Origin of the sequence: Streptomyces sp. NPDC047315 (assembly GCF_040643215.1) — a bacterium.
Classification (GTDB): Bacteria; Actinomycetota; Actinomycetes; order Streptomycetales; family Streptomycetaceae; genus Streptomyces.
In genome coordinates, this window is the sequence record NZ_JBEYTZ010000006.1 from 108,570 (window position 1) to 125,786 (window position 17,217).

Genomic DNA, 17,217 nt, shown 5'->3' on the forward strand with positions numbered 1-17,217 from the left:
TTTCGCTGCCGGGCCGGCGAAGGACCGACCTGGCCGTGCAGGCATCACGACACACTGTGCCGTCGTAGGAGTGTGGCTCCTGCACCGTGCTTGGGGTGGTGCTGCACGGGGCACATAGCCGCCAGTCGATTGCCCGGGGGGCTGCCGCGATGTGGTTGACCGACGAGGGACGCTTCGTTATCTGGTGGCTGTTGGGTCACGTGGGGGTCAATGTCCTTCTGGGCTGCTGGTCGTTGATGCGGGGGTGGCCCGACCGGGCGGTCATCAGGCGCGTGATGCGGGAGGGCATCGGGCCGGTGGAGGCTGCCCGACTGGCGACCTATCAGTTGAACGCCACGGGGACGGCCGCGTATCTGCTGGTGGACGCGGGGGCGGCCAGGGTTTCGCCGTACGGCGTGCTCACCGCCGTGCCGGGGGCTCCCGAACCGGCGGATCCCGTGCTCGGTGCCTACCTCGGCGGCATACGGCGGCGGGGGTCCGCGGGCGCCCTCGTCTACGAGGCGTCGGACCACGCGGACTTCGAGCCCTACCGGAGCGTCCTCGCGGAACGCGTGCCGAAGATGCGGTGGTTCATGGATTCCTGCCGGACGGTGGCGTTCTACGCCGCGGCCGTGGTCGGCTTCGGGATCACGATTCAGGCGGGGAAGACGCAGGCGCCCTTCCCGGCGCCGGGCAACGACGCCATGCTCTGGGTCTGTACGGGAGTACTCGTGTGGGGTGTGCTCTGGCTCTGCGGCAGGGCTTGGCCGGACGAGTACACCCTGCGTTGGCCGGACTTCAACCAGTACTGCCTGGCTAGGGTCGACGCCGCCTTGGCGGGAGTTCCGCAGCGGATCCGTTCAGCGGTGGACCGCGGCGCGATCCGCCCGAGGCCAACCCCGGGGTCGAAGGGCGCTGCGGGGGCCGCGGGAGGTGCCTGGTCGCACAGCGGGGGCGGGGACGCCTGCGGCGGCGGATGCGGCGGGGGATGCGGCGGCGGCGGGTAGACAGTCACTCAGGAGGCCGACGGCGCGGGGGACGGACCCCGAAAGCGTAACCTGTAGGTTACGCTTGCTCCCATGGATGAGGTGACCAACGCGATCGCGGACCCCGTACGCCGGGACATCCTCGTCATGCTGCGCGGGACCACCCTCACCGCAGGTGAGATCGCAGGCCGCTTCTCCATCAGTCGTCCGGCGATCAGTCGGCACCTGCGCGTCCTGCGCGAAAGCGGCCTGGTGCACGACGAGAGCACCGGGACCAGGCGGCTCTACCGTCTCAACCCGGCGGCCCTGACGGAACTCGCCGAGTGGATCTCCGTCCTGCGCGCCCCGGCCGGCTGGGGCCATCGGCTGGACGCCCTGGAGACCGAGGTCCACCGCACCCGCCGCGAGCGGGCCGAGCACCGCACGATCCAGCACCGAGAGCACACGGAGGACACCGCATGACTCCCGTACCCACCGGTCGGCTCGCGCCCACCGCCGACGGCCACGTCCTGACCCTCACGCGTACCTTCCGGGCCCCGATCGACGACGTCTGGGCCAGCGTCACCGAGCCCGGGCGGACGGCGCGGTGGTTCGGGCCCTGGGAAGGCGACGCCGCGCCCGGCCGCACCGTCAAGGTCCGGCTGTCCTTCGAGGAGGGCGCACCCTGGTGCGACCTGCACATCCACGCGTGCGAGCCGCCGCGTCGGCTGGTCGTCTCCATGCCCGACGAAGCGGGCGACTGGCACATGGAGCTCCGACTGTCCGCCTCGGGCGGCACGACGGAGTTGGAACTGATCCACCACCTCAAGGGCACGGACGGAATCGGTGAGATCGGGCCGGGCTGGGAGTACTACCTCGACCTGCTCTGCGCCTCCGGCGAGGGCGCGGACGCGGACGCGGACAAGCCGAAGTTCGAGGACTACTACCCCGCCCAGCGCGACTACTTCGCCTCCCTCGCCGGCTAGGTCGTAGCCGCGAAGTCCCGCGCGCGTTTCTGCGTCTCTTGACGTAGCCGCCGTTTCCCTGGGAGAGCGTTGGTCTCCACTGGCCGGTGGTGGGCTGTTCGCGCAGTTCCGCCCCCCACGGAGCCAGCGCGCCTGCCAAGACAGCGGCACCGGCGGACGGGCCACGCTGGACTTTACGGGCACGACTTAGGGCGAGAGGGGGCCGTCGGCGACCAGGCCCTAACTGCGGGCCTTCGCACCCCCGGGGTCGGCCGCGCCCCGTACGCAGGAGAAGCCCGCGATCAGGGGGTTGGCCACGGCCGCGTCCCAGTAGTTGGGTTCCCAGCGCGCCGCTTCCTCGGCGGGGATGTGGGGTACTCGCCACGTGGGAGCGTCCAGGCCGTTGCGGGTCATCGCTTCGGCGTAGACGTCGGCGTCCCAGCGGAAGACCGTCAGCGGGATGTCCTGCGTCGGAGTCGACAGGGACACGTCCAAACGCTGTCCGCGCGGGACGGGGGCGACGTCGTGCACGACGAGGCCGTAGCGGATCCAGTCCGGGCCGGCGGCGTCGTATGCGGGATGGACGGTGATCGCGACCAGCCGGCCGCCGGGGCGCAGGGCGCCGGCGGCGCCCGCCGCCATGTCCGCGAGGTCGTCGGGGGATTGTGCGTAGTTGAACAGCCAGACGGCGGTGACCACGTCGAAGTCCCGCAGCTCGGGGAGGTCGCGGGCGTCGGCCGTGTGGAAGGCGATCTCGTCGCCGGCCGTGGCCCGACGGGCGCCGCGCACCATCTCCGCGGAGATGTCCACGCCGACCACCTCGGCCGCTCCCTGCGCCAGCGCCAGCCGCGCGTACAGCCCGTAGCCGGTGGCCAGGTCCAGCACCCGCAGCCCGGAGACGTCCCCGAGCAGGTCGTGGAACAGCCGCCGTTCCGGAACGGGGATGGCGGCGGTCGTCTTGAACTGCCGGTACGCGTCGCCGACCGCGTCGTATCGAGCGTTCACGGGTCCTCCAGGGCTTGGCGGCCGGATCCGAGGCGAATCTCCGACGCGAATCGTAGTGTCCGACGCACGGGAGTACGCGCGTTTTGACGGGCGCCGGATGCGGAACGCGCGGTCCGGGCCGTGCCGCCCGCCCGGGTCACGCCCTTGCAACGCGGCACCATGCTGCGCGTGTTGGCGGTCGACGGCGAGTCACCCGCACTTGACGAGCTGCTGTCGCTCCTGCGGGACGATCCCCGGGTGGCGTCCGTGGACAGCGCTCGGGACGCGACCGGGGCGCTGCACCGGCTGGGGAGGGCGCTCGACGGCCCGCGGTGGGGGTCGACGCCTGCCGCGACAAGTAGGCGCGGCCGGGCGCCCGGCGGTCAGTTCGTGAAGTCCACCCCGCCGTCGCGTCGGGTCCGGTCGACCGACAGGGTGAAGACGTCGGGGCGGCCGTAGTGGCCCGCCACGTCCAGGTCCAGGGTCTCCTCGTAGCGGCGGGCCGGGTCGAGGGTGGCGGTGATGATGCGCGCCTCGTTGTGGACGGGCTCCACCACCCAGGAGCCGTCGGGCGCCACCACGCTCGAACCTCCGGTGAACAGCGGGCCGTCCGTGGGGGCTTCGGGGCCCACTCCCTTGCGGTAGGCCGCCAGCAGGTCGTCGGGGACGTCGTCGGTGGAGAGCACCAGGCCCGCCGAGACCACGAAGCAGCGGCCCTCCAGGGCGTAGGAGCGGGCGGCGATCACATGGCTCTCGGGCATGTCGGGCCAGGCGGCGACGTGGATCTCCTCGTGCTGTGCGTGCAGCGCGTGGCGGGCCAGCGGGTGGAAGTGCTCCCAGCAGACCAGCGAACCCACCCGGCCCGCCGGGGTGTCGACGACGCGCAGGCCGGCGCCGTCGCCGGCCGCCCACACGATCCGCTCGGTGTGGGTGGGGGTCAGCTTGCGGTGCACGTTGAGGGTGCCGCCGTCCGGGCCGATGGTCACCAGCGAGTTGTAGAGCGAACCGGAGGAGCGCGCGGCCCGCTCGTTCAGGCCGAGCACCACGCTCACCCCGTGCTCCCGGGCCGCGGCCCGCACCGGGGCCAGGGCGTCGTCGCCCGACGGGTCGAGTACCGGGCTCTGTTCCAGCAGCCGGGCGTGCCAGTGGCGGGCTTCCGCGTCCCGCCAGCCGGCCAGCCCGAACACCCACGCCGGGTAGCAGGTGAGCCAGGTCTCGGGGAAGACGACGAGGTCCGCGCCCGCCCGCGCGGCCTCCGTGACGTGCGCGGTGGCGCGGCGCAGCGACTCTTCGAGGTCCAGGAGGGCGGGCGGCTGCTGGACGATGGCGACGGTGGTGGTCATGGCTGCTCCTGCCCGAGGTGTCGGTACAGCGCGGGGCGCCGGTCGGCGTGGACGTCGTTGAGTTCGCTGACGGCCTTGTTGCGGGCCTCGGCGAGGTCGAGGGTCGCGGTGAGGAGCGCCTCCTCGCCCAGCCGCAGCTCGGTGGCGGGGTAGCCGTCGGCGTCGACGATCACGCTGCCGCCGAGCCAGTCCTGGCCCCGTTCGGTGCCGGTGCGGTCGGCAACGGCGACGAACATCCGGTTCACGGCGGCGTCGGCCTGGATGCGGACGATCTCGCCCGGTCGTTCGCCCTCGGGGCGCGGGTACAGCGGCCAGTTGACCGGGCCGCACAGCAGCTCGGCGCCGGCCAGGGCGGCTTGCCGCACCCACTCGGGGAACTCCAGGTCGTAGCAGACCATGAACCCGATGCGGCCGTGGAGGGTGTCGACGACGGGCGGGGCACCGGCGCCGGGGGTGAAGCCCCAGGTCTTCTCGCCGTTCCACAGGTGGGCCTTGCGGTAGGTGGCGCGCAGCCCGGTCGGGTCGACGAGGGCTGCTGCGTTGTAGACGTGGCCGTCCTCGCCGCGCTCGGCGAAGCCGCCGACGATGACGAGGCGGTGGCGGGCGGCGAGCGCCGCCCACCGGGTGATCGTCTCGCCGTCGGGCGGCTCGGCCGCGGTGCGCAGTTCGGCCGCGTCGGTGAAGACGTAGCCGGTGTTGGCCAGCTCCGGCAGGACCACGACGTCGGCGCCGCGCTCGGCCGCCGCCCGGACCGCAGCGTCGATCCGATGCCGGTTCCCCGCCGGGTCGCCGACCTGCGGGGCGAGCTGGCAGACGGCGACGGTGACCCCGGCGGCGTCGGTGCCGGTCGGTTCCGCGGGTCGGGGCGGTTGCTGGCTCATCGGTGGGATCCCTCCAGTTCGGCTTCGCTCGCCGCCCGGGCGACGGCCTCGGCCTCATGGTCCAGGTTCCGGGAGAACAGCAGGTAGAGCACGCCGGAGACGGTCAGTCCGACGACGAACGAGAAGTCCGCGCCGCCCAGCGCGTCGGCGACGGGGCCGACGTAGAAGCTCGTCGAGAAGAACGGGATCATCGCGGCGAAGCCGATGACGTAGGCGGTCACGCCGCGCCACGCCCAGCGGCCGTAGATGCCGTCCGGCTTCAGGATCTCGGCGATGGCGTACTTGCCGCGGCGCACGAAGTAGAAGTCGACGAGGTTGACCGCGGTCCACGGGACCAGGAAGTACAGCATCATCAGCACGAAGTTGTTGAAGCTGCCGATGTAGTCGTCGGGGATCAGCAGGGCGACCACCAGGGACACCAGGCCGACCACGATGAGTCCGGTGACGCGCAGCCGCACGGTGGGGCGCACCTTGCGGAAGCCGTCCAGGGCGCTGGCGCCGGTGAGCATCGCGCCGTAGGCGTTGACGCCCATGATGGAGATCAGGGCGAGGACCGAGGTCATCACGACGATCAGGCCGAAGCCGGGGAAGAGCATGTCGCCGACCTCGCGCAGGGCGAGGATCGGGTCGGGGTCGGGCAGGTAGCTCGCGAGGATCGCGCCCAGCGACATCAGCCAGACCGCGGAGAACGCGGCGCCCGAGTACACGGCGGTGATCAGGCCGCGCGCGGGCACGTTCGCCGGGAGGTAGCGGGTGTAGTCGGAGACGTAGACGGAGTAGCTGATGTTGTATCCGGCGGCGAGGGAGAACTGGACCAGGAAGGCGGTCAGGTCCCAGCCGGCGGTGGCGGCGGGCACGTCGGCGGGCACCGGGTTGGAGCCGAAGTTGACGATCGCGACCACGGTGAGCACCGCGAACACCAGGACCAGCAGGTAGGTGAGCCAGCGCTGGACGAAGTGGAGCAGGTCGTGGCCGACGACGGCGATGACGATCGACAGCGCGATCAGGACCGGGTACCAGAACAGCTTGCCGTCCGGCAGCAGCAGTCCGAGGCCCTGTTCGGCGAGGACCGTGTCGAAGACGAGGAAGCCCACGTAGACGAAGACGGTCGCGGCGAACGGGACCGTGGAGCCCCGGCTGCCGAACTGGGCGCGGGACTGGATCATCTGGGGCAGCCCCATCCGGGGGCCCTGGTTGGCGTGGAAGGCCATGAAGAAGGTGCCGGCGCCGACGCCGAGGACGATCGCCAGCACGCTGTACCAGACGCTCAGTCCCATGGAGGCGCCGACGAAGCCGGCGACCATCGTCGGCAGGACGAAGTTGCCGGTGAACCAGAACGGTCCCTGGTGCCAGACCTTGCCGTGCCGCTCGGCGGACGGTACGTAGTCGATGGAGTGCTGTTCGATCGCCGAGTCGCGCTGGGTGGCGACGTCCGAGGAGGTCATGGCCTTCCCCTATCGTTCCTGGGGCCGGTCGTCCGGCTCGGGCAGGTGGTCGGGCGTCATCGCCGAGAGGATCTCGTACGCGGTGTGGGCCGCGGCGACGGCGGTGAGCTGGGCGTGGTCGTACGCGGGGGCGACTTCGACCACGTCGGCGCCCACCAGGTGCACCCCGCGCAGGGCGCGGATCATCGCGAGCAGTTCGCGACTGGTCATCCCGCCCGCTTCGGGGGTCCCGGTGCCGGGCGCGTGCGCCGGGTCGAGGACGTCGATGTCGATGGAGAGGTACACGGGCCGGTCGCCGAGGCGGGCGAGCATGCGCTCGATCGCCCGGGGCAGGCCCTCGGCCTCGATCTCGGGGCTGGAGATCACGGCGAACCCGAGGCGTTCGTCGTCCCGTAGGTCCTGGCGCGAGTACAGCGGTCCGCGGGTGCCCACGTGCAGGCTGGCGGTGAGGTCGATCAGTCCCTCCTCGGACGCGCGGCGGAAGGGCGTGCCGTGCGTGACGGGGGCGCCGAAGTAGGTGTCCCAGGTGTCGAGGTGGGCGTCGAAGTGGAGCACCGCGAGGGGGCCGTGCCGTCGGGCGGCGGCGCGCAGCAGCGGCAGGGCGATGGTGTGGTCGCCGCCGAGGGTCAGCAGTCGGGTGCCGTCCGCGGTCAGCGCTTCGGCGGCGGCCTGGATCTGGGTGACCGCCTCGTCGAGGCTGAACGGGTTGGCGGCCACGTCGCCCGCGTCGGCGACCTGTTGCGCGGCGAAGGGCTCCACGTCCTGCGCCGGGTTGTAGGGCCGCAGCAGTCGGGACGCCTCGCGGATGTGCGCGGGCCCGAAGCGGGCACCGGGCCGGTAGCTCACCCCGCTGTCGAAGGGCACGCCGACGACGGCGATGTCGGCCCGCCCCACGTCTTCCAGCCGGGGCAGTCGCGCGAAGGTGGCGATGCCCGCGTAGCGGGGGCTCACGCTCGCGTCCGGGGGGCCGATCGGGGGCCTGGGGGGTTCGACGCTGTTCATCCGAACCTCGGATCTGTTCCAGAAGGGGAAGTTACCTATACACAACAAATAATGCTTATTAGGCAACTTTCATTCCGGGTAGTGTTTGCCCCGAGCGACCGCTCTGTCAAGGGTTGTCCAGAAGCCGTACGAGTGACGCGAGGATTTCAATGAAAGCGCTGCACCCGACGCCGTCCACCGATCCGGTACGCGTCGGAGCGCGCCTGCGGGCCTCTCGCAAGGCCCAGGGCCTCACCATCGAGCAGGTCGCCGCCGCCACCGGGCTCACCAGGGGTTTCCTCAGCCGCGTCGAGCGGGACGAGACCTCACCCAGCGTCTCTTCCCTGGTCACCCTCTGCCAGGTGCTGTCGCTGCCGGTCGGCTCGCTCTTCGAGGGCGCCGACACCGAGCTGATCCGCGGGGACGCGGCGCCACGGCTGAACATGGGCGGCCACGGCGTCGAGGACCGGATGGTCACCCCCCGCGCCCAGTCGAAGATCCAGATCCTGCGGTCGCACTTGGAGCCGGACGCGCACGGCGGCGCCGAGCTGTACACGATCAACTGCGACGTGGAGGTGTTGCACGTCGTCAGCGGCGAGATCACCATCCGCTTCACCGACCACGCCCAGACGCTGACCGCCGGGGACACCCTCACCTTCTCCGGCCGCGAACCGCACACCTGGCACAACTCCGGCCCCGGCCCCGCCGAGGTCACCTGGACCTTCGTCCCCGCGCCGTGGAGCGGCTCGCACTAGGTCGTGTTTCTTGGGGCCGCTGGTCCTTGCACTGCTGAACGGGGTTGGCCCGGACCGCGGTTCGGTCCGGGCCAACCCCGTTCATGGGTGACGCTTCGTCAGCGGGGCTGTCCCACGGGGACGTCGTCCCGCTCCGGCGTCTGGTCGGGACTCCGCTCGGCCCCGGCGGAGTCCTGGCCCTAGGCGGGCGGGGTCGGGTGGGCGCCCCGGTCGAAGGCGGCGCCGAGCACCACCACGACGGCTCCGGCGACGAGGATGAGGGAGACGCCCCAGGTGGCGTTGGTGGCGCTGGCGCCGACGATGGCCAGGGCCGCCAGCGGGGCCAGACCGCCCGAGACGGCGGCGCCGATCTCCCGTCCCGTGCCGACTCCGCTGACCCGGACGTCCGCCGGGAACTGGCGGGAGAGGAAGGCTCCTTGCGGGGCGAACATCATCGGCGCCAGCACGCCCGTGGCGATGATCAGGCAGACCCAGATCACCACGGAGTTCTGCGTGTCGAGCAGGACGAAGAACGGGAAGGCGAAGAGCGCCGACGCGACGCCGCCGACCGCGAGGACCTTGCGGCTGCCGAAGCGGTCACTGGCCCAGCCGAAGAGCGGCACGGTGACGATGGCGGTGGCGCTGGCCAGGGTGATGCCGAAGGCGCCGACGCTCGCCGAGACGTCCTGGAAGTCCGAGAGGTAGGCCAGTGAGAAGGTCTTGAAGATGTAGCTGAGGGCGTTGTAGCCGAGCGAGACGGCCAGTACCACGACGAGCCCGCGCCGCTGCTTGCGCAGCAGGGTGACGAACGGCAGTTGCGGGGCGGCTTCCTGCTCCTGCTTCTTCTTGGTGGCCTGGAAGTCGGACGACTCGGGCACCCGGCGCCGCACCCACAGGCCCACGCCCGCGAGGGCGAAGCTCGCGACGAACGGGACGCGCCAGCCCCAGTCCAACAGGACTTCCTCGTCCATGGTGGTGAGCACCGTGACGGTCAGCGAGGACAGCAGCAGTCCGAGGTTGAGCCCCAGGGCCGGCCAGGCGCCCTGCCGGCCGCGCCGGTTCTCGTCGGCGTGCTCGTAGGCGACGACCGCGGCACTGGCGTACTCGGCTCCGGAGCCGAGGCCCTGCAGGATGCGCAGGACGACCAGGGCGGCGGGTGCCATGACGCCGACGGACTCGTACGTGGGCAGCAGGCCGATCAGCCCGGTGGAGACGCCCATCAGGACGAAGGTGATGATCAGTACGTTGCGCCGGCCGATGCGGTCGGCGAGGTGACCGAACATGATGCCGCCCAGCGGGCGGGCCAGGAATCCGGCCGCGAACGTCGCGAAGGCGGCCATGGTGCCGGCCGTGTCGTCGGTCTGCGGGAAGAAGATCTTGCCGAAGACCAGCGCGGCCATGGAGGCGTAGAGATAGAAGTCGTACCACTCCAGCGCGGAACCCACGATGGTGGCGGTGGCGACGCGGCGGCGGGCGGTGGCGGGGGGAGGTCCGGAGTCCGGCGCGTCTGTCTGCGGGTGCTTCGCCATGTGCTGTCCTCGATCACCTTTGATGGAGCAAAGAGCGGGGTGGAGCAGGGAAAGGGGAAGTGGGGGGCGGGGTTCTGCGTCGGGTGGAGCGGGCTCGGCGCCGGGTGGGGCCGGGTCGGCGCCGAGCGGGGCGGTCAGCTCGCGGCGGACTCTTCGCGCACGGCCCGGGCGGAGTCCTCGTGGCCGAGCTGCTCGAAGACGTCCCCGGCGATCTTGCTGCCGATGTGCAGGCTCGACGTGGCCGCGGGGGACGGCGCGTTGAGCACGTGGACGGCGCGCGGGGTGCGGTTGATGATGAAGTCGTCGACGAGTTGCCCGTCCGCCGTGACCGCCTGTGCGCGTACGCCGCTGCCGTGCCGTCGCATGTCCCGGCTCTCGATCTCCGGGACCATGCGGCGCACTTCGCGGACGAACAGCGGCCAGATCAGCGAGCGGCTGATCTCGGTGACGCCGTGCCGCCAAAAGCGCCGGGCGAGACCGCGCAGGGCCGGGTCCCGCAGCAGTTCGCCCAGCAGACGGGGCTCCACGTCGCGCCAGCGGTAGCCCTCGCGGGCCAGCGCGGGCACGGCGTTGGGACCCACGTGGACCGTGCCGTCGAGCATGGGGGTGACGTGCACGCCGAGGAAGGGCAGCTCGGGGTCCGGCACCGGGTACACGGGGTTGTTGACCAGCCCGCGGCGGCCCGGCCTGACCTCGGCGTACTCCCCGCGGAAGGGCATGATCCGCACCGTCGGGCGGTCACCGGCCGCCGCCGCGATCTTGTCGCTGTGCAGGCCCGCACAGTTCACCAGGATCTTGGCCCGCAGCTCGTCGTGGGGCGTACGGATCACGGTCCGGTCCCCGTCGGTGGCGAAGGACAGCGCGGGCGACTGGGTGCGCAGCTCGGCGCCGAGTCCGGTCAGCTCGGCCGCCAGGGCGCGGCACACCCGGCCGAAGTCTGTCATCGCGGTGTCGGCGACGGACAGCGCGGCAACCCCGGCGACGTGCGGTTCCCGCTCGGCGAACTCGGCGCGGTTCAGCCGCTGCACCGTGACGCCGTTGGCCCGACCGCGCTCGGCGAGGGCGTCCAGGCCGGCGAGTTGCGCCGTGGACGTGGCCACCACGAGCTTGCCGGTGCGCTTGACGGGCACGTCGTGCTGCTCGCAGTACCGGATCATCTCCTCGCCGCCGGCCCGGGCGAGGCGGGCCTTGAGGGAGCCGGGCGCGTAGTACAGGCCGCTGTGGATCACGTTGCTGTTGTGCCCGGACTGGTGGGCGCCCCAGTGCGCCTCCTTCTCCAGGACGGTGACGGACAGGTCGGGCCTGGCACGCAGCAGCGCCCGGGCCGTGGCGAGCCCGAGCAGCCCTCCTCCGATGACGGCGACGTCGATGGCACGTGACATCCGGCGGCCCTTTCTGGTGACGTGGACGCATGGCGTGAACCCGTGGTCCGCAGTGGCTGTATACATTCGATATGAACGAGTGGCGAATGTATACAGTCGCTGCGGGTAAGCACAAGGGATAGAGTGACGAAGTGACCCGAGTAGCCCGGACCCCCAGCAGCACGAGCAACAGCGCAGGCGTCATCGCCGAACGGCTACGCACCTCGATCCGCAACGGCGGACTGCTGCCGGGCACCCGCCTGGTGCAGGAGAAGCTGGCGACCGAGTTGAAGGTCAGCCGCATCCCGCTGCGGGAGGCGCTGCACGCGCTGGCCGCCGAGGGTCTGATCGAGGTGGTGCCGCAGCGCGGCATGCTGGTCGCCGAGCTGAGCCACGGCGAGATCGCCGAACTCTTCGAACTGCGCCTGCAGTTGGAGCCGCACCTGGCCGAGGAGATCGTGCGCGGCTGCCGCGACCGGGACATCGACGCCCTTCAGGAGCTGGCGGACGAGATGCGCCGTCAGGGCGCCGACGCGGCGGTGCGGGCCTCCCTCAACTACGAGTTCCACCGGCGCGTGTACGCGCTCTCCGAACGCCGCCTCACCTTGCGCTTCATCGACCAACTGCTGCACCTCGTCGAGCCGTACAGCCGACGGTGGGTGCGCTCGGGCCACGATCTGGAACGCATCGACGACGAACACCAGCAGATGGTCGACGCGTTGCGGGCGCGGGACGCGGGGGCGTTGCGGCGGGCGATCACCGCGCACGTCGAGGGCGGTCGCGACCACGTGATGGCCGCGCAGCGCCCGTAGCCGCACGCCCTTGCGCCTCTTGACGTAGCCGCCGTCGCTGTCCGGGAGCGTTGGTCTCCGCGGCCCGGTGGTGGGCTTGTCGCGCAGTTCCGCCCCCTCGGCCCCAGAGGGCCTGGGGGGACCCCAGGCCCTCAAAAACCCCTGCCCAGCCCGCGGGCAAGTGACGGGGGAAGCGAAACAGGTGGCGCTACGGGGTCGTGGTGGAGACCACGTAGACGCGGGGGCGTTCCGTGTTCGTCAGGTCGACGACGACCTGTTGCGTGGGGCGGGGCTTGTCCTGCGGGTTGGTCAGCCCCGTCCAGGCGCGCTCGCCCGGGGTGAAGGTCCACCCCACGGTCGTCGCCTCCTTGGTGCCGATGGTGACCAGGCCCGGCTGGAGCGCCGTGCGGCTGGTGCCCATGGACTCCAGGAAGAGGTCCAGGCCGGCGGAGGTGGTGGTGAACTGGACGTAGAGCCGGCTGGTCTTCCAGTTGCTGGTCTCGAAGTAGGCGACCCGCTCCGACTCCGGCGGGATCGGCACCTCGAAGATGCGTCGCTTCATCTGCGAGGGCCAGCTCTCGCGCAGGCCCGTCGCCGAGGACTCCGCGGCCTTGTCCCGGCCGCTGTCGCGGCTCTGCTCGGCGGACACGACCAGATATCCGGCGGGGATCCCGATGAGCAGCACGATGACGACCGCCGTCAGCCAACGGCGGATGATCATGTGCCGGCGGCCCTCGGGAGGCCGGAAGCCGGACTCGTCCACGGGTGCGGACTGACGGGGTACGACGCTCATGACTGCGGTTCCTGGTGGGTGGGCGGAACTGAAGTCTACGGTTCACCGGCACGAACGCGCTCCGGAGGCGGGTCCGGGCGGGAACGGGCGGCCCGGGGAACGGGCGGGCCGGGGCCGGCTCCGGTCAGGTCTCCCGGGGCGAGCGGGCCGCGCCGGGGTTGCGCAGGGCCTGGGCGTAGCGCTCGTACCGTTCGTGGCGCTCGACCCGTCGGCGGTTGGCGCGGCGGAAGCGGCGGGCGACCAGCCTGGCGAGGTCCGCCGCGCCGACCATGCCGGCCTCCGGGCCGAGCTGGGCGCGGACGATCCGGGCCTCGGGCCGGTAGCCGCGGCCGGTCAGATGGCGGCGGAAGGCGTCCCGCGCCGGGGCGATCAGCAGGTCGTCGGCGGCGCTCACGCCGCCGCCGATCACGAAGCAGGACGGGTCGAGCGCGGCAGCGAGGTTCGCGATGCCCACGCCCAGCCACTGGCCGATGTCCTGGAACAGCTCCACGCACATCGCGTCGCCGTCCCGGGCGAGCTCGGTGATCAGCGGCCCCGTGACGTCGCCGATGTTGCCGCCGACGCGGTCGATCAGGCCGTGGGCGACCGGGGAGTCCGCCGCGGCCAGCTCGCGGGCCTCGCGCACCAGTGCGTTGCCCGAGCTGTACTGCTCCCAGCAGCCGCGGTTGCCGCACGGGCAGCGGTGGCCGCCCGGGACGACCTGCATGTGGCCGAATTCGCCGGCGACCCCGAATTTGCCCCGCTTGACCTGCCCGTCCTCCAGGATCGCGCCGCCGATGCCGGTGCCGAGCGTGATCATCACCAGGTGGTCCTCGCCTCGGCCGGCGCCGAAGCGCCACTCCGCCCACGCGGCGGTGTTGGCGTCGTTGTCGACGAGGACGGGGACGGCGAGGCGGGCGGAGAGGGCGTCCCGCAGGGGTTCGTTGCGCCAGGCGAGGTGCGGGGCGAAGAGGACCTTGGAGCGGTCCGCGTCCACCCAGCCGGCCGCGCCGATGCCGACGGCGTGCACGTCGTGGCGGTCGGACAGGTCGAGGACGAGTTCGCAGATGGTGTCCTCGACGACCTTGGGGCTCTTCGACTTGTGCGGGGTCTCGGTGCGGACCTTCTCCAGGATCACGCCGTCCGCGTCAACGACCCCGGCCATGACCTTCGTGCCGCCGATGTCGATGCCGACGGTGGGCACGCGCGGTGCGGTCAGGTGCGACCGGCGCTCTCGGGTCCCGACGGTACGCAGGACGGTGGCGCGGGCGGAGCCGCGGTGCGCGAAGTCGCGGTAGGTGCTCATGTCCCTGCGGGGTCTCGGGGGCGTGGGGTTCGTTGCGTGACGGGAGGGCCCGCCGGACCCGATTCTGCCATCTGCGGTGTGTGGGTGGGGTGGGGGTTCGGTCGCGGGACGGAGGGCCCGGGCGGGCGGACCCGCCGCCGCCCGGGCGGGCCCGTCACTCGTCGGGCGTCGTGGTGCCCGAGCGTTCGAGTTCGTGGCGGAGGTCGTCCAGCTCGCTGCCGCCCGCCATCTGCCGGGTGAGCTCGTCCAGCGTCACGGAGTCCTTGGTGTGGCTCGCGGTCATGGTGCCGCGCTTGAGCAGTACGAAGCGGTCACCGACCAGGTACGCGTGGTGCGGGTTGTGGGTGATCAGCACCACGCCCAGGCCGGCGTCCCGCGCCGCGGCCACGTACTTCAGCACCACGCCGGACTGCTTGACGCCCAGCGCCGCGGTCGGCTCGTCGAGGACGAGGACCTTCGCGCCGAAGTGGACCGCGCGGGCGATCGCCACGCACTGGCGCTCGCCGCCGGAGAGCGTGCCGATGGGCTGGTCCACGTCCCGCAGGTCGATGCCCATCCGCAGCAGCGCGGAGCGGGTGGTCTCGCGCATGGTGCGCACGTCGAGGCGGCGCAGCGGCCCGGTGCCCTTCACCGGCTCGGAACCGAGGAAGAAGTTCCGCCACACGGGCATCAGGGGCACCACGGCCAGGTCCTGGTAGACGGTGGCGATGCCGCGGTCCAGGGCGGCGCGCGGGGAGGAGAGCCGGGTCTGTTCACCCTCGATCGAGAAGGTGCCGGCGTCGTGCTGGTGCAGCCCCGCGATGATCTTGATCAGGGTGGACTTGCCGGCGCCGTTGTCGCCGAGCACACAGGTGATCTCGCCGGCGTGCACCTGGAGCGAGACGCCCTCCAGGGCGCGGATGTTCCCGTAGTACTTGCTGACCTCGTCCAGTGCGACCAGCGGGGGCCGCTCGGCGTCGTTCGCGGCGTTCTCTGTGTTCTCTGTGTTCTCTGTGTTCTCGGTCATCGTGACGCCTCCGCCCGCTTGCGCACCCATGCGTTGAGCAGGGTCGCGAGTAGCAGCATCGCGCCGAGGAAGAACTTGAACCAGTCGGGGTTCCACTCCGCGTACACGATGCCCTTGCTGGTCATGCCGAAGATGAACGCGCCGACCGCGGAGCCGATCGCGGAGCCGTAGCCGCCGGTGATCAGACAGCCGCCGATGACCGCGGCGATGATGTAGATCAGCTCGTTGCCGACGCCCTCTCCGGACTGCACCACGTCGAAGGAGAAGAGCAGGTGCTGTCCGGAGATCCAGGCCGCGAAGGCGACCCCCATGTAGAGGCCGATCTTGGTCCGGGCAACCGGGACGCCGACCGCGCGGGCCGCGTCCGCGTTGCCGCCGACGGCGTAGATCCAGTTCCCGAAGCGGGTGCGCAGCAGGATCCAGGTGGCGAGGGCGACCAGGCCCAGCCACCACAGGATGGTGACCTTCAAGGTCACGTCCCCGATGACCAGCTCGGAGGCGAAGACCTTCTTCGCCGCGGCGAAGCCCTCCATGTCGCTGATGGAGTCGGTGGAGACCCGTCCGGTGATCAGCTTGGTGAAGCCGAGGTTGAGGCCGGTCAGCATCAGGAACGTACCGAGCGTGATGATGAAGCTGGGGAGCTTGGTACGGGTGAGCAGGACGCCGTTGAAGACGCCGACGGCCAGGGTGACCAGCAGGGAGACGAAGACGCCCACCCAGACGTTGGCGGTCATCTGGTAGCTGAACATCGACGAGAACAGCGCCGACGTGGTCACCAGGACGCCCGCGGAGAGGTCGAACTCCCCGCCGATCATCAGCAGGGCGACGGGGACGGCCATGATCCCGATGGTGGAGGCCGCGTACAGCACGGTGGAGAAGCTGGACGCCTGGAGGAAGGAGTCCGCGACGATCGAGAAGAAGAGGAACACGGCGACGGCGCCGACGACGGAGCCCAGCTCGGGGCGGCCCAGCAGCTTGCGCAGCACCGAGGTGTGCAGCAGCCGCTCGTCGCCGGCCGCCTCCTTGTCCAGGCCCACCGGTGGTGGTGGAGAGGTCGCGTTCATCGGGTCCCCCGCTTGGTGTAGTCCTCCAACTGCGCCGCGTCGTCCTTGGTCAGGATCTGCGGTCCGGTGAGCACGGGCTTGCCGCCGCCGAGGACGTCGGCGTTGTACCGGTAGAGCCAGAGCAGGTCGACGGCCTCGTACCCCTGCAGATAGGGCTGCTGGTCGACGGCGAAGCCGAGCGTGCCGGCCTTGAGGGCCGCGGCGACCTTGGGGTTGAGGTCGAAGGTGTCGATCTCGGCCTTGCTGCGGGCGGTCTCCTTGGCACGGACCGCGGTGTCCGCGAAGGGCGCGCCGAGGGTGACGACGGCGTCGATCGACGGGTCGGTCTGGAGCTTGGCCTCGATGGACGCCTGGACGTCGGGCATGTTGGTGCCGTCGACGTACAGGTTCTGCAGCTCGCCGTCGAAGGTCTTCTTGGCGCCGGCGCAGCGCTGCTCGTGGCCGACGTTGCCCTGCTCGTGCAGGATGCACAGGGCCTTCTTCTTGCCGCGGGCGTCCAGCTCGTCGCCGACCGCTTCGCCGGCCACCGTCTCGTCCTGGCCGATGTGGGTCAGGGCGCCGTACTCCTTGGACTGGGCGGATCCGGAGTTGATGGTGATCACCGGGATGCCGGCGGCGGCTGCCTTCTTGACGACGTCCTTCATGGCGTCCGGCTTGGCGAGGGTGACGATCAGGCCGTCCACCTTCTTGTCGATGGCCGCCTGGACGAGCTGGGCCTGCTGCTGGCCCTCGTCGTTCTTGGAGTACAGGAAGTTGATGTTGTCCTTGGCGGCGGCTTCCTGGGCGCCCTTCTGCACGATGTCCCAGAAGGTGTCGCCGTCGCCGGAGTGGGTGACCATGGCGAAGGTCCAGCGGGGCGTGGTGACCGTGGCCTTACCGCCGGACGCGGCGGCCTCGCGGGCCTCTTCGGCGCGCTTGCCGCCGGTGCTGCTGCACCCCACCAGGGAGAATCCGAGCACCGCCGCCAGCACCGCGCCCAGCGCGCGTACCCCTGTCCTTGCCCTTGCCACGACGCCGTGCCCTTCTTGCCGTACTGCTGCTAGCCCTGCGCTGTGCCGCGCCCGGCGGGGCGGCCCGGGGGCCAGATGTTGCGCCCCAGCCGCCCAAGTAT

The 17,217-nt window shown here is 71.3% G+C and carries 17 protein-coding genes; 5 read left to right on the forward strand and 12 right to left on the reverse strand.

Features of this window, described 5'->3' with window-relative positions; genetic code table 11:
- The first annotated feature begins 149 nt into the window (after window positions 1-149).
- From ABZ842_RS08430 to ABZ842_RS08440, 3 genes are all read left to right on the forward strand, one after another.
- Window positions 150-986, forward strand: coding sequence for a hypothetical protein (locus tag ABZ842_RS08430; RefSeq protein WP_361533786.1), 837 nt, complete (start codon window positions 150-152; stop codon window positions 984-986).
- 72 nt (window positions 987-1,058) lie between these two features.
- Entirely contained in the window at window positions 1,059-1,427 is a 369-nt protein-coding gene (locus ABZ842_RS08435) for a metalloregulator ArsR/SmtB family transcription factor (protein WP_361533789.1), read from the forward strand.
- Window positions 1,424-1,930: an SRPBCC family protein gene (locus tag ABZ842_RS08440; RefSeq protein WP_361533792.1), complete on the forward strand. Its 507-nt coding sequence runs from the start codon at window positions 1,424-1,426 to the stop codon at window positions 1,928-1,930. The genes ABZ842_RS08435 and ABZ842_RS08440 overlap by 4 nt, the downstream gene beginning before the upstream one ends.
- Window positions 1,931-2,149: 219 nt before the next feature.
- On the opposite strand, the gene ABZ842_RS08445 is transcribed toward ABZ842_RS08440, so the two are convergent.
- The 5 genes from ABZ842_RS08445 to speB all read right to left on the reverse strand — a co-directional run bounded on the left by ABZ842_RS08445 (window position 2,150) and on the right by speB (window position 7,564).
- Window positions 2,150-2,914, reverse strand: a complete 765-nt coding sequence (locus ABZ842_RS08445; RefSeq protein ID WP_361533795.1) for a class I SAM-dependent methyltransferase — start codon at window positions 2,912-2,914, stop codon at window positions 2,150-2,152.
- Between the two features lie 362 nt (window positions 2,915-3,276).
- Window positions 3,277-4,236, reverse strand: a complete 960-nt coding sequence (locus ABZ842_RS08450; RefSeq protein ID WP_361533798.1) for a carbon-nitrogen hydrolase family protein — start codon at window positions 4,234-4,236, stop codon at window positions 3,277-3,279.
- Window positions 4,233-5,117, reverse strand: coding sequence for a nitrilase-related carbon-nitrogen hydrolase (locus ABZ842_RS08455; protein WP_361533801.1), 885 nt, complete (start codon window positions 5,115-5,117; stop codon window positions 4,233-4,235). The genes ABZ842_RS08450 and ABZ842_RS08455 overlap by 4 nt, the downstream gene beginning before the upstream one ends.
- Window positions 5,114-6,562 carry a cytosine permease gene (locus ABZ842_RS08460; protein ID WP_361533804.1) on the reverse strand — a complete coding sequence of 483 codons (1,449 nt, stop codon included), beginning with the start codon at window positions 6,560-6,562 and terminating at the stop codon, window positions 5,114-5,116. The genes ABZ842_RS08455 and ABZ842_RS08460 overlap by 4 nt, the downstream gene beginning before the upstream one ends.
- Window positions 6,563-6,571: 9 nt before the next feature.
- Window positions 6,572-7,564: an agmatinase gene (gene speB / locus ABZ842_RS08465; protein ID WP_361533806.1), complete on the reverse strand. Its 993-nt coding sequence runs from the start codon at window positions 7,562-7,564 to the stop codon at window positions 6,572-6,574.
- Between the two features lie 149 nt (window positions 7,565-7,713).
- Between speB and ABZ842_RS08470 the strand changes: the two genes are divergently transcribed.
- Window positions 7,714-8,298, forward strand: a complete 585-nt coding sequence (locus ABZ842_RS08470; protein WP_361533809.1) for a helix-turn-helix domain-containing protein — start codon at window positions 7,714-7,716, stop codon at window positions 8,296-8,298.
- 179 nt (window positions 8,299-8,477) lie between these two features.
- Here the strand turns inward: ABZ842_RS08470 and ABZ842_RS08475 are convergent, their stop codons facing one another.
- Entirely contained in the window at window positions 8,478-9,806 is a 1,329-nt protein-coding gene (locus tag ABZ842_RS08475) for an MFS transporter (RefSeq protein ID WP_361533812.1), read from the reverse strand.
- Window positions 9,807-9,940: 134 nt separating this feature from the next.
- The gene (gene lhgO, locus ABZ842_RS08480; protein WP_361533815.1) at window positions 9,941-11,188 is read right to left on the reverse strand and encodes an L-2-hydroxyglutarate oxidase; all 1,248 of its coding nucleotides are present in this window, start codon (window positions 11,186-11,188) and stop codon (window positions 9,941-9,943) included.
- Between the two features lie 131 nt (window positions 11,189-11,319).
- On the opposite strand from lhgO, the gene ABZ842_RS08485 reads away from it, so the two are divergent.
- Window positions 11,320-11,979, forward strand: a complete 660-nt coding sequence (locus ABZ842_RS08485; RefSeq protein ID WP_361533818.1) for a GntR family transcriptional regulator — start codon at window positions 11,320-11,322, stop codon at window positions 11,977-11,979.
- Between the two features lie 187 nt (window positions 11,980-12,166).
- Here ABZ842_RS08485 and ABZ842_RS08490 read toward each other — a convergent pair whose 3' ends face one another.
- The 5 genes from ABZ842_RS08490 to ABZ842_RS08510 form a co-directional block, all read right to left on the reverse strand.
- Window positions 12,167-12,751 (reverse strand): hypothetical protein, encoded by a 585-nt coding sequence (locus ABZ842_RS08490; protein WP_361533821.1) that lies wholly within the window; start codon window positions 12,749-12,751, stop codon window positions 12,167-12,169.
- A gap of 124 nt (window positions 12,752-12,875) precedes the next feature.
- Window positions 12,876-14,036, reverse strand: coding sequence for an ROK family glucokinase (locus ABZ842_RS08495; RefSeq protein ID WP_361533824.1), 1,161 nt, complete (start codon window positions 14,034-14,036; stop codon window positions 12,876-12,878).
- A 154-nt stretch (window positions 14,037-14,190) separates the two neighbouring features.
- Window positions 14,191-15,072: an ATP-binding cassette domain-containing protein gene (locus ABZ842_RS08500; RefSeq protein ID WP_361533827.1), complete on the reverse strand. Its 882-nt coding sequence runs from the start codon at window positions 15,070-15,072 to the stop codon at window positions 14,191-14,193.
- Entirely contained in the window at window positions 15,039-16,106 is a 1,068-nt protein-coding gene (locus ABZ842_RS08505; RefSeq protein ID WP_361533830.1) for an ABC transporter permease, read from the reverse strand. Before ABZ842_RS08505 ends, ABZ842_RS08500 begins: the two co-directional genes overlap by 34 nt.
- On the reverse strand, window positions 16,103-17,086 hold the full coding sequence (locus ABZ842_RS08510) for a sugar ABC transporter substrate-binding protein (RefSeq protein ID WP_361534343.1): 984 nt from the start codon (window positions 17,084-17,086) through the stop codon (window positions 16,103-16,105). Before ABZ842_RS08510 ends, ABZ842_RS08505 begins: the two co-directional genes overlap by 4 nt.
- Window positions 17,087-17,217: the final 131 nt, after the last annotated feature.

Coding starts and splice junctions, on each gene's coding strand:
- ABZ842_RS08430 (WP_361533786.1), top strand. CDS start 150: ATGTGGTTGACCGACGAGGGACGCTTCGTTATCTGGTGGCTGTTGGGT.
- ABZ842_RS08435 (WP_361533789.1), top strand. CDS start 1,059: ATGGATGAGGTGACCAACGCGATCGCGGACCCCGTACGCCGGGACATC.
- ABZ842_RS08440 (WP_361533792.1), top strand. CDS start 1,424: ATGACTCCCGTACCCACCGGTCGGCTCGCGCCCACCGCCGACGGCCAC.
- ABZ842_RS08450 (WP_361533798.1), bottom strand. CDS start 4,236: ATGACCACCACCGTCGCCATCGTCCAGCAGCCGCCCGCCCTCCTGGAC.
- ABZ842_RS08455 (WP_361533801.1), bottom strand. CDS start 5,117: ATGAGCCAGCAACCGCCCCGACCCGCGGAACCGACCGGCACCGACGCC.
- ABZ842_RS08460 (WP_361533804.1), bottom strand. CDS start 6,562: ATGACCTCCTCGGACGTCGCCACCCAGCGCGACTCGGCGATCGAACAG.
- speB (WP_361533806.1), bottom strand. CDS start 7,564: ATGAACAGCGTCGAACCCCCCAGGCCCCCGATCGGCCCCCCGGACGCG.
- ABZ842_RS08470 (WP_361533809.1), top strand. CDS start 7,714: ATGAAAGCGCTGCACCCGACGCCGTCCACCGATCCGGTACGCGTCGGA.
- ABZ842_RS08475 (WP_361533812.1), bottom strand. CDS start 9,806: ATGGCGAAGCACCCGCAGACAGACGCGCCGGACTCCGGACCTCCCCCC.
- lhgO (WP_361533815.1), bottom strand. CDS start 11,188: ATGTCACGTGCCATCGACGTCGCCGTCATCGGAGGAGGGCTGCTCGGG.
- ABZ842_RS08490 (WP_361533821.1), bottom strand. CDS start 12,751: ATGAGCGTCGTACCCCGTCAGTCCGCACCCGTGGACGAGTCCGGCTTC.
- ABZ842_RS08495 (WP_361533824.1), bottom strand. CDS start 14,036: ATGAGCACCTACCGCGACTTCGCGCACCGCGGCTCCGCCCGCGCCACC.
- ABZ842_RS08500 (WP_361533827.1), bottom strand. CDS start 15,072: ATGGGTGCGCAAGCGGGCGGAGGCGTCACGATGACCGAGAACACAGAG.
- ABZ842_RS08505 (WP_361533830.1), bottom strand. CDS start 16,106: ATGAACGCGACCTCTCCACCACCACCGGTGGGCCTGGACAAGGAGGCG.